The organism is Paenibacillus taichungensis (assembly GCF_003287275.1).
GTDB lineage: Bacteria > Bacillota > Bacilli > Paenibacillales > Paenibacillaceae > Paenibacillus > Paenibacillus taichungensis_A.
This window is the reverse complement of record NZ_QEVW01000015.1, coordinates 143,480-159,098: the sequence shown is the minus strand read 5'-3', so window position 1 is coordinate 159,098 and position 15,619 is coordinate 143,480. Positions and strand designations below refer to the sequence as shown.

Below are 15,619 nucleotides of genomic sequence, written 5' to 3'. Positions count from 1 at the left end.
GTATATTAAAGCGCTTACATTGATATGAGATGGCGCTACCAAGGGCATCGGGCTTACCAATTCGATTGGGGAGGCAATGGCTTTATGGGAAAACGATCGTTATGGAAGCGTACATTGCGGACCGCAGGTGTGTCCCTTCTGAGTTCTGCGCTACTGGTTACTTCGCTGGGTCTTGGAGACACTTCGGTCACTCATGCTGCGGGTGCCCGCCAGATGGAGTTTCTGGACCGCGGTGTAGTTGCAGTGAAGACGGGCACAGGTGTGTTCGTCAGTTGGCGGCTTCTAGGTACGGAAGGGTCGAATGTATCGTTTAATGTCTATCGGGATGGAACCAAGGTAAACGCATCACCCATAACGAACAGCACCAACCTCCAGGATGCAAACGGGACAAGCAGTTCCAAATATACGGTTCGAGCCGTAGTGAGCGGAACCGAACAGGCTGCTTCGGCGGCAGCGAGCGTATGGGGCAATAATTATTTGTCAGTACCTCTCAGTGTGCCCGCAGGAGGTACAACACCGGATGGTGTGGCCTACACGTACAGTGCCAATGATGCGAGTGCGGGCGATGTGGATGGGGACGGCGAGTATGAATTGATCGTGAAGTGGGACCCGTCCAACTCCAAGGATAACTCCCAAAGCGGCTACACGGGTGAAGTATTTATCGATGCCTACAAATTGAATGGAACACGCCTGTGGCGTATCAGCCTGGGCAAAAATATCCGTGCGGGTGCTCATTATACCCAGTTTATGGTGTACGATCTGGACGGAGACGGCAAGGCCGAAGTGGCGATGAAAACGGCTGATGGAACGAAGGATGGAACGGGAGCAGTCATCGGGGATGCCAGCAAGGATTATCGTAATTCCAGCGGATACGTTCTGTCCGGGCCTGAGTTTCTTACGATCTTCAATGGACAGACCGGCAAAGCACTTTCCACGGTGAACTACGAACCGGCGCGCGGCAATGTGTCCGATTGGGGAGACAACTATGGCAACCGGGTCGATCGATTCCTTGCGGCGATTGCGTATTTGGATGGAGAGCGGCCAAGTCTGGTCATGGCACGCGGTTATTACACTCGGACTGTGCTGGTGGCGTACAATTGGAGAGATGGACAACTAACCAAGCAGTGGACGTTTGACTCCAACACGTCAGGTAATTCAGGTTATGCAGGACAGGGCAACCACAATCTGAGCGTTGCAGACGTAGATGGCGATGGCAAAGACGAAATCGTTTACGGAGCGATGGCAGTGGATGATAACGGCAAAGGACTCTACACGACAGGGCTTCATCATGGGGATGCGATGCATCTTAGTGATCTGGACCCGGATCGTGCGGGACTTGAGGTATTCCAGGTGCATGAGACCCCGTCCAATGCCGGAGTGGAATTCCGTGATGCGCGTACAGGTCAGTTGATCTGGGGCGTACCTACGACAAAAGATATCGGACGTGGCATGGCAGCTGATATTGATCCGCGTTACAAGGGTGCCGAAGTGTGGGCAGATGGTGGTTTGTATACAGCCAAAGGGCAGAAATTGGGGACAACCCTGCCTTCCTCCACGAATTTTGGAATTTGGTGGGACGGTGATCTGCTTCGTGAGTTGCTGGACAGCAACCGGATTGATAAATGGGATTACGCCAATAGCAAAACGGTGAATCTGCTGACCGCTTCCGGTGTTTCTTCCAATAATGGAACAAAATCCACACCGAATCTGCAGGCCGACCTGTTTGGAGACTGGCGAGAAGAAGTGGTATGGCGGACCAATGACAGCTCTGCGCTCCGTATCTACACGACAACAGCCGTTACGGACAAACGAATCTACACCCTGATGCATGATCCGGTATACCGTCTGGGTATAGCTTGGCAAAATGTAGCCTATAACCAGCCGCCACACACGGGCTTTTATTTGGGAGATGGCATGAACACACCTCCTGTACCGAATATCCGGTATGCAGGTAAATAGGAGGAAGGTGCATGATTTCATGTCAAACTCAAGGAATGATGTTGCAGCGAATAAAACTTACCGCTGAATAGGGAACAACGGACTTTGGTCCGTTGTTCTTCTTTTTCTTCCATTTACACAGATATCCGGTAGAAATCGGAAAAAAACGTTTGACAGTCATATGTACTGCCCTTATGATACGTATATAACTCACTAAACAGGTAGGAATAATAAAAATGACTACGCTCTATTTGCGGAAGCAGTCATTTACAGTCACATGAGAGATCGTAACGTGAACAGAATAACGTTCTCACCGTATAGACGGAGGAACACCGCAGCGCATCAATCCTGGATGAAGCATACACGGCCTTTGGGCTGGCATGACTTTATGAGGGAGAAGTGCGCGGGGGTTCCTCCGTTTTTTGTTTTTTTTCGGTGCGTTCCGTGCTGTTCAGCCTGCTGAGGTAATCTTGCAAATCCATTCGGGGGGAGTGTTATCTATGAAAAAGAGAATTCATAAGGGTATTCTGGTTGGTCTGGCATTGGTGTTAACAGGGGTACTGGCGGCATGCGGATCGGAAAGCGGTGGCACGAATGCGGCAGGAACATCGGGTGGAACGGAAGGCGGCAAAGAAGGGGCAAAAGCGATCGAGTTGCTGAATGTATCCTATGATCCGACACGTGAACTCTATGAGCAATATAACAAGGCGTTTGCGGCCTATTGGCTGAAAGAGAAAGGTCAGGAAGTAACGGTTAAGCAGTCTCATGGTGGGTCAGGTAAACAAAGTCGTTCCGTCATTGATGGTCTGGACGCGGATGTGGTTACGTTGGCATTGGGATACGATATCGATGCTATTGAAGATAAAGGTCTGATTAATGCGGGGTGGCAGGACAAATACGAGCACAACAGCTCCCCGTATACATCAACGATCGTATTTTTGGTACGCAAAGGCAATCCGAAAGGCATTAAGGACTGGGATGATCTCATCAAGGGAGATACCCAGGTCATTACCCCAAATCCGAAAACGTCCGGCGGGGCACGCTGGAACTATCTGGCGGCATGGGGATATGCGCTCAAACATAACAACAATGATGAAGAGAAGGCCAAAGCATTTGTTGCAGAGCTCTTCAAACATGCGCCTGTCCTTGACTCTGGAGCACGTGGAGCGACAACTACGTTTGTAGAGCGTGGTATTGGTGATGTACTGCTTGCATGGGAGAACGAGGCTTTCTTGTCAGTTAAAGAGCTGGGTCCGGACAAATTCGACATTGTTGTGCCTTCGGTCAGTATTTTGGCTGAACCACCTGTAGCAATTGTAGATAAAAATGCAGACAAAAAAGGCAGCCGCGAAGTGGCGGACGCCTATCTGAAATATTTGTACAGTGAAGAGGGGCAAACCATTGCTGCTGAAAATTATTACCGCCCAACCCTGGACAGTGTGAAGGAAAAGTTCAAGGATCAGTTCCCGCAGCTTGAGCTGTTCACATTGAACGATGTATTTGGCACATGGCGCGATACCCAGGCCAAGCATTTTAATGATGGCGGTATCTTTGACCAGATTTATGTTCCGGGCAGCTAATGCATCTGACGTCGATATTGTTGCGTGACCATGTAAGCGGCCAACCAGTCCGACCGACTGAAGGCAGAGAGGATGAACGTGCATGAGCAAGGTGATGGTGGCCCGGAGTCGCACACTGCCGGGATTCGGATTAACGATGGGTTACAGTGTGCTATACCTGAGCCTGGTTGTACTTATTCCACTGGCAGCGCTCTTGTTTAACTCCACAGGGCTGACCTGGTCCACATTGATTGAGGTGGCGACCAATCCCCGGGTACTGGCTTCTTTCCAAGTGAGTTTTCTGACTGCAGGTGCAGCGGCCCTGATTGATCTGGTCCTCGGGCTGCTCCTGGCTTGGGTACTCGTTCGGTATGAGTTCCCGGGAAAACGACTGTTTGATGCCGTCATTGACCTGCCTTTTGCCTTGCCGACGGCAGTGGCAGGGGTTGCCTTAACGGCGCTGTATGCCGGAAATGGCTGGATTGGGCAGTTTGTGGAGCCATTGGGCATCAAGCTGGCCTATTCACAGGCGGGCATTACGCTCGCGCTGATGTTTATCGGGATTCCGTTTGTGGTGCGCACAGTGCAGCCAGTATTACAGGAACTGGAGACGGAGGTGGAGGAAGCTGCGGCTACGCTGGGAGCGGGAAGATGGCGGATATTCCGGAAGATTCTGCTTCCGGATCTGATCCCGCCGCTGCTGACAGGTTTTGCTTTGGCCTTTGCCCGAGGTATTGGCGAATATGGCTCAGTGGTGTTTATTTCAGGCAATATGCCAATGAAAACGGAGATTGCGCCCTTGCTGATCATGGCGAAGCTGGAGCAGTTCGATTATGCGGGAGCTACGGCGGTAGCCTTGCTGCTGCTGCTGGTCTCTTTTGTCCTGCTCTTGATCATTAATTCACTTCAACGCTGGAGCCGAAAGGCAGGCAGAGCTTAGTGAGCAGTGAACCAACCTAAACCAAAAGGAGGTACAGAATATGGCGGGTTCCGTTCCATTGACGCCTGCTTCCCGTGTGCGAACCGGGCCTGGGCCAAACCGTGCAACTACGGAAGCACCATGGGTCAAATGGTTGTTGATCGGATTGGCAAGTCTGGTGTTGCTCTGGCTGCTCATCTTGCCGCTGGTGATCGTGCTGATGGAGGCGTTAAAGCAAGGCTGGGGTGTCTACATCGCCGCGCTTACCGAGCCGGACGCGATGTCGGCATTGAAACTTACGCTGCTGGTTGCCGGGATCACCGTACCGCTCAATACGATATTCGGTGTGGCGGCAGCGTGGGTCATTACCAAGTTCCAATTCAGGGGCAAAGGACTCATGATCACCCTGATCGATCTACCTTTTTCGATCTCGCCTGTCGTAGGCGGGTTAATCTTTGTCCTCGTCTTTGGTTCGAATGGATGGTTTGGACCTTGGCTGGCCGAGCATGATATCAAAATTATTTTTGCCCTGCCCGGCATTGTCATCGCAACATTGTTCATTACGTTTCCTTTTGTCGCCAGAGAACTGATTCCGTTGATGGAGGATCAAGGCACGAGGGAAGAAGAAGCGGCAGTTACGCTTGGGGCCTCCGGGTGGCGGATCTTCTGGAACGTGACCCTTCCCAACATCAAGTGGGGACTGCTGTATGGCATTATTCTGTGTAATGCACGGGCGATGGGCGAGTTCGGGGCCGTGTCTGTTGTATCGGGACATATTCGCGGGGAGACCAACACCTTGCCGCTGCATGTCGAGATCCTGTATAACGAATATCAATTCTCTGCTTCGTTTGCCGTCGCCTCCTTGCTGCTGATTTTGGCTCTGGCAACGTTGCTGCTCAAGAGCTGGTTGGGTCATAAAACGATTCCCGAAAAATGATGTACGACTCCTGTATCCATGCCGATCATCTTGGTTTTGAAGAGGGTTCCGAATGAAAATGGATTTTGTTTAAACTTCATGAAAATTCGGATTGACAGCTACTGGAAGCCCTGCTAATGTATAAACCAAGTATATAGGTTGGATAAGAATGAATTATAAGTCGGGTTGGATGACAGCGCACTTGAGGAATATAGCGGGCAGTAGCCCGAGAAGAGGAGGCGGCTCTATGGCTAAGCCGTTAAAAGTGGATGAGGTATGGATGGATCGAATTGCCGGACAACTGAATGACATGGAGTTTGGCTCGTTACACATCGTTGTGCACGAAGGCCAGATTGTGCAGATGGAGCGGACCGAACGTAAACGTTTTGAAAATACGTCCTCCGGCAGCGCCTCCAAATCCGGCAGCACTGCACGAGGCAGCTCACCCCGTTCATTGCGCTCATCGAATGCAAGCGCGAAGGGATAGGCTTCATGTAATTCATGATTGGATTAGGCATAATGCAAAAAAATAGTAGAAACCGAAAAAGAGAAGCCGCCGATTTTCCGGGCTTCTCTTTTTCGGTTTTGAATGAACTGATTTTGATGATGCAGGCGAATCAAGTTAACAGAGAGGTTCACTTTTCAGAAATGGCTCCAGATGTGCGCGGTTTATAGAGGTTTAGCTCCATATCCAGGTTCTCATCCTCATGTACTTCTGTACTGCTATTCAATTCCTTATCCGAATCGGTGTGTCCCGCGTACGGGCGATCACTGCGAGAAGGCGTTCCTGTCAGGCTGAAGCCAGAGATGAACAGGATGAGTTGCAATCCCAATGCGTAGGGAGCAGCAGCAAGTCCGATCAGATGAAGCAGCGAGCACAGCGCAATTAGAGTAACAAGTGCTTTGGTTACTGTGCCCGATGAACCCTGTCTTGGGCTGGACCAGAGCAGATAACCATAGAACACCGTGATGATTAAGGAAACAAAGCGTATCCATGGCAAAGCATTGAACCAGGAATGCCAGAAAGGATACAACAGACCTTGTTGACGAAACACAAAATCAGCAATTAGGTACAGTACAGCGGCGACAGCGGTGGGCTCGGCAGCTGGACGAATGACATTCCAGATTGATTTTCCCCAATGGTCTGGATGTACGTAACGATTCAATTCATCGGACAAGGCTGCACTCTCTCGTTCCAGAGCCCTGTGCATCAATGCGAGCCTGGCGGGATCCACATCGATGATACAGCTGCGGATCTGATCCTGAAGCTGTGGAGACAGATGTACTGCGGTTCTGCAGGACAGCATGGCAGTTATCAGTTCATGATGCTCATGTTCCGTTATAGCAACATTCCGATGTTCTTTGGCTGTGAGTTGTCCAAGTAGGGTTGTACTTATGTATAGTGTGTCTCGTATCGCGTGCATTCGCCTATCACGGCTTCGTCTGACCTCAGTTGCTGACCACACGTAGAGACCAAGCAGCACAGCGATCATTCCGAGTAATACCGCCACGAAGCCCGGATATGAGAATAGAGCAAGAATCCAGCGTTGAAGCACAATGGTTCCTCCTTTGCAAAAACTGTAGCGTAGCATGAAACACGGTCCACATAAGCTTTCTCTCACTATTACACAGGAATTGCGTGAATTCAAGCAGGAACAGTAGGAATTTACTGTTATAAGAAGGACATGAGCACCCAAGCAAAGAAGATGTAATTTCCATAATTCTTTTATTCTACACATAATCATTGGTTTAATAGGAAGGGAGCATGAGCTATGGACCAGATCAACATTGAACATACACCGCCCTCAGCGGCAGAATACCTAGCGTTACGGAAAAGCGCAGGTCTTAGTGCGATGAGCAAGGAGGGAGCGGAGATTGGGCTGCCCAATAGTCTTTTTGCCGTATGTCTGCGTGAAGAAAATGAAATCGTAGGCATGGGCCGGGTCATCGGGGACGGTGGTTGTTTCTTTCAGGTGGTGGATATCGCTGTGCGCCCTGATCAGCAGGGAAGAGGATATGGCAAATTGATCATGAGCGAGATCATGAATTATTTGCGCGAACATGTGCCTGCTCGTGGCTTGGTTAGCCTGCTGGCAGATGTTCCTGCCGATCGTCTGTACGCTCAATTTGGCTTCACCTACACCAGTCCGAAATCGGAAGGTATGTGGTGGAGACAAGGGGAATAGGAAGCGAAATAAAGCTGCAGGTTGTCAAAAAGTGAAGAGGAATGACCCACAACCTCATTTTAATATGAGGGAATTGATGTTGAGCCGCATATTGCGGCTTTTTTCGTTTGAATTGGGGAATAGAAGAGATTTGTTGGCGATGGTTTACAAGTAGATGAAGAGGGTTTAAGATGGCGTGAGCCGTTTAAGGTATATAACAATGGGATTAAGTATTAAAATAACGGTAAGTTGACAAGATGATATCTACTGAAAAGAGGGATTTGATATGAAAGTTGCCATTTTTGGAGCAACCGGAGCGATTGGAAAGACGATACTATGGGAGTTAATGGACCGCGGACATGAGGTAACGGCGATTGTTCGTGATCCTTCGAAGGTTGAGATGGAGCATGAGCGTTTGCGTGTGTTACAGGGGGATTTGCTTAACCCGGACCAGGTTGCCGATTTTACAGCAGGGCAGGAAGCTGTTGTGAGTGCCTATGGACCGAAGTTTGGTGCGGAGGAAGAGATGCTGGAAGTTACACGTTCATTAATTGAGGGTGTTCGGCGTGGAAAAGCAGGACGTTTGGTTGTCGTGGGTGGAGCAGGAAGCTTGCTTACGGATTCTGGAGAAATGCTGATGGACACACCTGGATTCCCAGAGGAAGTCAAACCACTGGCGAAGGCTCATGTTGATGCGTATAACCTGATTGAGGCATCGGATATCAACTGGACCTACATGAGTCCTGCGGCTACGATCACAACAGGAAGACGGACAGGTCTGTTCCGGGTGGGCATGAGTCGTGTGATCACCGATGATCTGGGTGAGAGTTCGATTTCCGTTGGCGATTTTGCAGCGGCTTTGGTGGATGAGCTGGATGATCCGCAATTTATTCAATCCCGGTTTACGGTGGGGTACTAAGGGTCACAGAGTAAAGGACAGGAAAAAACAGATGCGAATATTAGAATGAAGCGAAGCAGCTTGGAAAACGAAAGAGGCATCGCGACATTAACCTATTCGAAGATGTAAATTTCCGTGAATTTCGCCGGGGAGGGATGAACGTTGTTTATCGTAACCGCTGAACAGATGAGAGCTGTGGATGAGCATACGATTCACAAGCTAGGCATTCCTGCTGCCAGTCTGATGGAGAACGCAGGCAGAGCCATCGCCGAGGAAGTTATCCGGCTGTGCCGGGAAAAGGACGTTGGCCTCAGTTCGGAGCAGCAGGACCGCTTGAGCGATGGTAACCGGAAGCGGGCGCACACCGGGCCCGGGGATCGGCAAGGTCATGGTGGCGACATCATCGCCGATCCGGCGTTCGTGATGGAGCAACCCGGAGATCAGCAGTGGTACATGCTGATCGGCAAGGGTAATAATGGCGGCGACGGGCTGGTTGCGGCGCGCCATTTGGTTGAGGCGGGGCTCGGCGTGACTTTGGTTTACGCCGATGCGCCGGATGCGTTGCGGGGCGAAGCCGCAGTGCAGCGGGATGCCGCAGCGCAGCTCGGCATCCCAGCCCTTGTCCACGGGCGCGATGCCGTGGACTTCAGCCGGTGCACAGGCATCGTGGATGCGCTGCTGGGCACCGGCTCGCGGGGGGCGCCGCGCGGAGCATACGCGGCGCTGATTGCGGCGGCAAACGACAGCGGCAAGCCAGTCGTGTCCGCCGATGTGCCAAGCGGGCTGAATGCCGACACGGGGGAGGTATATGAGCCCTGCATTCAGGCCCGGGTGACCGTATGTCTCGCGCTGCTTAAGCGCGGGCTGGTGCAGTACCCGGGCGCATCTGCCGCGGGGCGCATCGTGGTGCGCTCCATCGGCATTCCCGCGCGGCTTGCGCCGGAGCACAGCCCCTCGGTCCGTCTGCTGACGGAAGAGGTGCTGCGAAGTGCGCTGCGCGTGGATACGGGCCGCCTCCGGGCACCGGACGGCCATAAGGGCACTTACGGCCACGTGCTGCTGGCCGCAGGCAGTCTGCCGATGAGCGGCGCAGGCTTGCTCTCGGCCAAGGCCGCGCTGCGCGCTGGCTGCGGGCTCGCTACATGGGCGCTGCCCGCGGCACTGCTGCCGCATGTCATCGGCACCGTGCCCGAGCTCATGCTCGCTGCCGCCGCAGGTGGCGACAGCGGCGAGTGGAACGCGGCTTCCGCCGACGCCGTGCTGCGTCTCGCGGAAAGCCGCGACGTGCTCGCAACCGGCCCGGGCCTCGGCCGCTTCAAGGGCGACACAGACTGGCTGCGCCGTCTGTGGCAGCATTCGGATCGCCCGCTCGTCATCGACGCGGACGCCCTCAACATGCTGGCAGACGCTGGCCCAACAGGGCCACGCGACTGGGGAAAACGAAGTGCGGCGACCATCCTGACGCCGCACCCCAGAGAGATGGGCCGACTGCTGGGCATGTCGACCCCTGAAGTGCAGCGTGACCGAATCGGACACGCTGCACGGTACGCCCGCGAGCAGGACGTGACCCTGGTGCTCAAGGGAGCACGCACGGTCATCGCAACGCCATCCGGCGAGGCGTATATCAACACCACCAGGCACGCCGGCATGGCAACCGGCGGTGCGGGAGACGTGTTGACCGGCATCATCGCCGGTTTGCTTGCCCAAGGGCTCAGCGCGGAGCAGGCTGCTACCTTTGGCGTGTTTCTACACGGCCAGGCAGGAGAGAGGGCCGCGCTGCTGCGCGGTGATCCGGCATCCTTACTAGCCGGGGATATCATGGATACACTGTAACTAGGGGCATGAGTGAAGACCGTGTGTAACACGCAAGAAGAACGGCAAGGAAGAACCGCAAGAAGGACACACAGGAAGTACTCGCAAGAAGAACGTGCACCGAAGTATGCACAGGAAGTGCTCGCAAGAAGGAACGCCAGGAAGAACGCCAGGAAGAACACAAAAGAGGTATACGCAAAAAGTACAAGCAAGAAGTACAAGCAAGAAGTACATGTGCCCCTTCATTCCTCCTGCGCATAACAGAAACAACTAAACCATGCATAACATCATGAAAGGGATGTCCCATAGTCATTAACATGACGTGGACATCCCTTTTTAGTGCCATTAACGTTTAACGAACCAGACACACGCTATTGGCCGAATTTTCCATTGATCTGCGGTTTAACGAATCACAGCAACGTTATTATCCTACATCGGCAGGTTTTGGCCCGAATTTACACCCGTATAACAGGAATAGCGTGTCTGGAATTCGTTAAACTGTGCATTCATCGCAAATCCGCCAATTAAGGTGTGTTCGATTCGTTAGAATGGGTTATCGCTTCGTAAACCCAAGAAGTGAATTCCCTTTCAGCCTTTTTATGCATCCGCTTCTTTCTTCATTCATGGTTCAGCTACAACCGGAACCGTAGAAGCTCCTGATGCATCTCCGCACTGATATCCCGCAGGCTTTTCACCTTGGTGCTTGCTTCGGCAAACGAACGTTGCTGCTCAGCCGTTGAAGCTGTAATTTCCTCGCTGCTTGCAGCGGATTGTTCGGTGATCGCACTTATATTTTCAATTGCCTGCTGAACCTGTGCGCTAAGTTCACTGGACTGCTGCATGTCCTCCGTAAGCTGATTAATACTTGTGCTGATTCGCTCTACACTGTGACGAATGCCGGAGAAGGATTCGCCGGTTTTCCCGGTAGCCTGCTCCTGTTCTGCAAAGAGCTGAATGCTCTGGGTCACAGAGTTTTTCACTTTGCCCATAGCCGCTGTGATTTCGCCGACAGCCGCAAAGATATGCTGTACCGATTGCTCCGATTGCTCCGCCAGTTTCTTCACTTCCCCCGCGACGACAGCAAAGCCGCGTCCGGCTTCACCTGCACGTGCCGCTTCGATGGAGGCGTTCAGAGAGAGAAGGGTTGTCTGCGTTGCGATACCTGATACATAGGCAGTCATAGTTGCGATCCGGGAGGCGCTCTCCTCCAATTCCTGGACAGTCTTTTCCACCTCAGACATCGCAACCCGGTTTACTTCAGCCAGTCGAAGCTGTTCCTGTACGGCAATGTGTCCCTCTCGCACAGAAGTCAGAACTTCGTTACCATAGATGGCCGATTGTGAAGTCGCCTGAAGATTGCTTTCAAACATATGCTGCATCTTGTCCACGACCATAACCGTGTCACTTAGATCCTCAGCAATTTTCTGACTGCCAATCGACAGTTCTTCGGTTGTTCGGGATACTTGCTGCACAATGGCCTGCACGGTATCATTGCCGCGATCAATGTCCTGCGCCATCCCATCCACACGGTTTCCTGCGGCACCGATGGATTGAATGATACTGCGTATGTTCCCCGTCATCAGACGGAAGGAGCGGTTTAAGTCATCCAGTTCATCTTTGCCTCGTGTCTCCGGAAGCTGCTGCGTAAGATCGCCGTTCGCAATTTGTCCTGCGGCTTCCTTCAAGCTGCGTATGCGTCTCGCCAATTTTCGTGAAGTGTACATGTTGAACAGCAGAACAGCGACAAGCAGGATGATGGCTCCGGCGAGAGCGATCTGCCAGGTCCGCTGAATGTCTTGTTCAAGATCTATTGTGTATTGGTCATATCGATCCCGGGTCACCTCATCCAGCATGTAGATATCATTTTGTATGCCTTTGACCCGGGAGCTGAAACGTTTGGCGTCCGAACTGTTCATGGCTGTAATGGCTTCGGTGGCGCCCGTGTCCAGAGCCGTTAATTTGGTTTGGATGGATTGGATCAGGCGAAGCTGTTCATCTGTTTCCAGCAAGCCTTCTGTGAGCTGCTTTACCATGGTTTTACCTTCATTCAGCAAGCGTGCTACATTATCCTGATTGCCAGCTGTCATGGAGAACGAGTACACATCGAGTGCCTGCTCGGTCTGTATCTGGTTAGCGTTCAGCTCCGTGACCTTCAGCATGGCAGGCACCAGATTTTGATTTTTGGCATTCATGTTCAGCAATTGAATAATGATATAGGCTACTAGCAAAAGGCATAACAGTAACGATACTATGGCATTCAATATCAGCTTTCCCTGCAATTTCATAAGCGTGCCTCCATGTTAGCAATTGGTTTATTGATCTAGGGTAATTTTGGTTTTGCCGGAAGCGATCTGTGCTTTCAAATCTTCGAACGTTTGCTGTTGTTCGTCCGTGAGTGTGATGTTATGTAGGGCGGTTAAACCTACGCCATTTTCTGCCAGACCATAGAACATTTCTTTTTCGGGAAATGAATGTTGGTTCTGAATGAACGTATTAATGGCGTTATGAAGTGAGACATCTACATTTTTGAGCATGGAAGTGAGTACTGCTTTTTCTGCTAAAAAGAACTGATCCTGGTCCACGCCAATGGCGTATTTACCCAATCTCTGAATCTCTGAAAGTGAGCCTATACCTGTCAATCCTGCTGCGACGTAAATGACTTCAACATGCTGTTCCTGAATCATCTGTGCTGCGAGCTTTCCTCCAAGATCAGGATTGCCAAAATCCCCGGCGTACACGACATGGACTGTGGCATCCGGATTGGCTGCCTTTACACCTTGCTCAAAACCTTGCTGGAAATCGTGAAGCACCGGAATATCCATTCCACCCAAGAAGCCTACATGATCTTCGGTTGTTGCAAAGCCAGCAATGATCCCTGCAAGATAGCTGCCTTCTTCTGCTTTGAAGGACATGGAAGTCACATTGGGGAGATCGGAATGCCCGTCAATGATGAGAAAGTGCTGATCGGGATACTTCTGAGCAACCTTCTCCAGATCTGTTTTTATCGTGTCGCTTAGACCAATAATCAGATCAACTTTATCCTTCGCAAATTGCTCAAAAGCTGCCTCGGATGTCAAATCCTTTCCCGGTTCCTTGTAATCAAAAACAATACTGTTCTCGTTTCTTGCCTGTACCAATCCCTCAAAAGATGCGTCACTGAAAGAATGATCACCCAAGCCGACATCCGTAAGAACGATTCCGACTTTGGTTCGCTGATCTGCGGGGGACGCCTTATCTGCTGCCGAACAAGCTCCCAGCATCAGAACAACCAGAACCATCATCATGGTGAACCCGAATTTGATTTTCCATTGTGTTTTCATGTGCGTATGCCCTCTTTTCTATAAGATGGAGATAACGTGTGAGGTGAGCAATTCCTCTATATGTATATCGGATGGGAGCAGAGTCTCCATAATGGGTAAGGATGAAAATTTACGAAAACTCAATGAAATTCCAATGAAACCCATGAATTATACATGGAATTTACATTTGAAGAGGCATGGATTCGATACAGGGCCTGTACTACGTCTTGCTGGTCAACGGGAAAAAGAAAGATAAAAAAAGGACAAAGAAGAGACCGATTAGGTCTCCTCTTTGCCTTTTCCTGATACCAAACGAATGATGAATGACTACATATCATGAATCAAAAAATTCATATATATGAACGGTTTTCCCTGTTCACTCAGCATATACAGTGTACCTGAATGCTATGTTCCCGCGCTCATTCAGCTGTACTTGCAGCGTATTACCACGCTGCTACCGAGCCATCGGTCCGGCTTTCCGTGCCGCCGCACAATACGCCATTGTCCGGGTTGCGCCAGATGATCTGGCCGCGTCCAAACATCGACGGGTCGAGAGCGATCTGTATATCATGCCCTTTGCGGGCAAGTGCCTGTGCAATATGCTGAGGGAATCCGGGCTCAACCAGGATCGTTTTGCCTTTGGTCCACTGCCAGCGCGGAGAATCGAGCGCAGCCTGTGGATTGAGGTGGAAGTCCACCGTATTCATGACGACCTGCACGTGACCCTGGGGTTGCATGAAACCGCCCATGACCCCAAATGGTCCGACGGCTTCATCTCCCCGTGTGAGGAAACCCGGGATGATCGTATGATATGTCCGTTTACCCGGCTCCAGTGCGTTGGCATGATCCGCATCAAGCGAGAAATTATGCCCCCGGTTTTGCAGGGCGATACCTGTACCCGGCACAACCAGCCCGGAGCCGAAGCCCATATAATTGCTCTGAATGAAGGAAACCATGTTGCCCTCACCATCTGCCGTTGCAAGATACACCGTCCCGCTTGCCCTTGGGTCGCCTGCTTCAGGCGGAAGTGCCATATCACCAATGAGCTTGCGCCGTTCGTCTGCATATGCTTCGGATAATAATTCCTGTACCGTTACGCCCATCTTGCGTTCCTCGGTAATGTATTTCTCCCCATCGGCAAACGCCAGCTTCATGGCTTCCAGCTGCCTGTGGTATGCCAGGACGGATTCCTTTTCTTCAAAATCAAAGCCCTTCAGCAGATTGAGCGCTGCCAGAGCAATCAGCCCCTGACCGTTCGGTGGGATCTCCCAGACGTCATATCCGCGATAGGAGACCGAGATCGGATCAACCCATTCAGGCTGGAATGCAGCCAGATCTTCTTTGGTCAGGTAACCTCCGTGTTCTGCCATAAAAGAATGAATGCGCCCCGCGAGTTCCCCTTCATAGAAGTCTCTCGCTCCACTCTCGCCAATCCGGCGCAGGGTTGCCGCATGATCCGGCGAACGCCACACCTCGCCTACAGCTGGAACACGCCCGCCTGGGGCAAATGTCTCAAACCATGCACGCCCCGCTTCCGCATCGCCTTGGCGTGCATAAATGTCGGCTGCCCGTGCCCAATGGCGCGCCAGCCCCGGCGCAAGCGGGTAACCTTCTTCCGCGTAGCGGACAGCCGGTTCCAGCGCTTCCGCCAGCGTAAGCCGCCCGAATCGGCGGCTCAGCTCAGCCCAACCCGCCGGTGCGCCAGGCACCGTCACCGGGATAACCCCAAGCTTCGGCATCTCCGAATGGCCTGCCGCTTTGAGCGCCTCAATCGATATACTCTGAGGCGCAGGCCCACTGGCATTCAGGCCATGCAGTTTGCCCTCGGTCCAGACGAGGGCAAAGGCATCGCCCCCAATGCCGTTGGACGTTGGCTCCAGCACGGTGAGCGCAGCAGCGGTGGCGATAGCGGCATCAATGGCGTTGCCGCCCTTTTTTAACACATCCAGACCCGCTTGTGCAGCCAAAGGCTGTGAAGTGGCGACCATGCCTTGTTTGGCATAAACGGGCACGCGGTAAGACGGATACGGTTGGTAGAGTGGATCGTAGTTCATCAGGTTGTTCAGCTCCTTATCGCAAGATGTCAGGTTCCGGCTCGCCGGACAAATACTCC

Annotated in this window: 12 protein-coding genes; 8 read left to right on the top strand and 4 right to left on the bottom strand. The window is 52.0% G+C overall.

Translation table 11 applies throughout. The features are described 5' to 3' along the window. Nucleotides 1-84 precede the first annotated feature (84 nt). The 5 genes from DC345_RS23040 (at nucleotide 85) to DC345_RS23020 (ending at nucleotide 5,819) form a co-directional block, all read left to right on the top strand. Nucleotides 85-1,959 carry a rhamnogalacturonan lyase gene (locus DC345_RS23040; RefSeq protein ID WP_113055123.1) on the top strand — a complete coding sequence of 625 codons (1,875 nt, stop codon included), beginning with the start codon at nucleotides 85-87 and terminating at the stop codon, nucleotides 1,957-1,959. Nucleotides 1,960-2,438: 479 nt separating this feature from the next. Beyond that, entirely contained in the window at nucleotides 2,439-3,518 is a 1,080-nt protein-coding gene (locus DC345_RS23035) for a sulfate ABC transporter substrate-binding protein (RefSeq protein WP_113055121.1), read from the top strand. Nucleotides 3,519-3,600: 82 nt separating this feature from the next. Beyond that, entirely contained in the window at nucleotides 3,601-4,437 is an 837-nt protein-coding gene (gene cysT / locus DC345_RS23030) for a sulfate ABC transporter permease subunit CysT (protein ID WP_063566191.1), read from the top strand. Nucleotides 4,438-4,477: 40 nt separating this feature from the next. Further along, nucleotides 4,478-5,353, top strand: a complete 876-nt coding sequence (gene cysW, locus DC345_RS23025; protein WP_063566190.1) for a sulfate ABC transporter permease subunit CysW — start codon at nucleotides 4,478-4,480, stop codon at nucleotides 5,351-5,353. Between the two features lie 226 nt (nucleotides 5,354-5,579). Continuing rightward, nucleotides 5,580-5,819 (top strand): YezD family protein, encoded by a 240-nt coding sequence (locus DC345_RS23020; RefSeq protein ID WP_113055120.1) that lies wholly within the window; start codon nucleotides 5,580-5,582, stop codon nucleotides 5,817-5,819. A gap of 148 nt (nucleotides 5,820-5,967) precedes the next feature. Here DC345_RS23020 and DC345_RS23015 read toward each other — a convergent pair whose 3' ends face one another. Next, on the bottom strand, nucleotides 5,968-6,888 hold the full coding sequence (locus DC345_RS23015; protein ID WP_113055119.1) for a hypothetical protein: 921 nt from the start codon (nucleotides 6,886-6,888) through the stop codon (nucleotides 5,968-5,970). Between the two features lie 216 nt (nucleotides 6,889-7,104). Between DC345_RS23015 and DC345_RS23010 the strand changes: the two genes are divergently transcribed. From DC345_RS23010 to DC345_RS23000, 3 genes are all read left to right on the top strand, one after another. After that, complete coding sequence (locus DC345_RS23010; RefSeq protein ID WP_090999435.1) at nucleotides 7,105-7,518, top strand: GNAT family N-acetyltransferase; 414 nt, start codon at nucleotides 7,105-7,107, stop codon at nucleotides 7,516-7,518. 265 nt (nucleotides 7,519-7,783) lie between these two features. Then, nucleotides 7,784-8,416, top strand: a complete 633-nt coding sequence (locus tag DC345_RS23005) for an NAD(P)-dependent oxidoreductase (RefSeq protein ID WP_113055118.1) — start codon at nucleotides 7,784-7,786, stop codon at nucleotides 8,414-8,416. A gap of 141 nt (nucleotides 8,417-8,557) precedes the next feature. After that, the gene (locus tag DC345_RS23000) at nucleotides 8,558-10,228 is read left to right on the top strand and encodes an NAD(P)H-hydrate dehydratase (RefSeq protein WP_181586702.1); all 1,671 of its coding nucleotides are present in this window, start codon (nucleotides 8,558-8,560) and stop codon (nucleotides 10,226-10,228) included. Between the two features lie 611 nt (nucleotides 10,229-10,839). On the opposite strand, the gene DC345_RS22995 is transcribed toward DC345_RS23000, so the two are convergent. The 3 genes from DC345_RS22995 to DC345_RS22985 form a co-directional block, all read right to left on the bottom strand. Beyond that, the gene (locus DC345_RS22995) at nucleotides 10,840-12,492 is read right to left on the bottom strand and encodes a methyl-accepting chemotaxis protein (protein ID WP_113055117.1); all 1,653 of its coding nucleotides are present in this window, start codon (nucleotides 12,490-12,492) and stop codon (nucleotides 10,840-10,842) included. Nucleotides 12,493-12,519: 27 nt separating this feature from the next. Continuing rightward, nucleotides 12,520-13,527 (bottom strand): BMP family lipoprotein, encoded by a 1,008-nt coding sequence (locus DC345_RS22990; protein WP_258530770.1) that lies wholly within the window; start codon nucleotides 13,525-13,527, stop codon nucleotides 12,520-12,522. Nucleotides 13,528-13,949: 422 nt separating this feature from the next. Then, the gene (locus tag DC345_RS22985) at nucleotides 13,950-15,560 is read right to left on the bottom strand and encodes a gamma-glutamyltransferase family protein (RefSeq protein ID WP_113055115.1); all 1,611 of its coding nucleotides are present in this window, start codon (nucleotides 15,558-15,560) and stop codon (nucleotides 13,950-13,952) included. Nucleotides 15,561-15,619 lie beyond the last annotated feature (59 nt).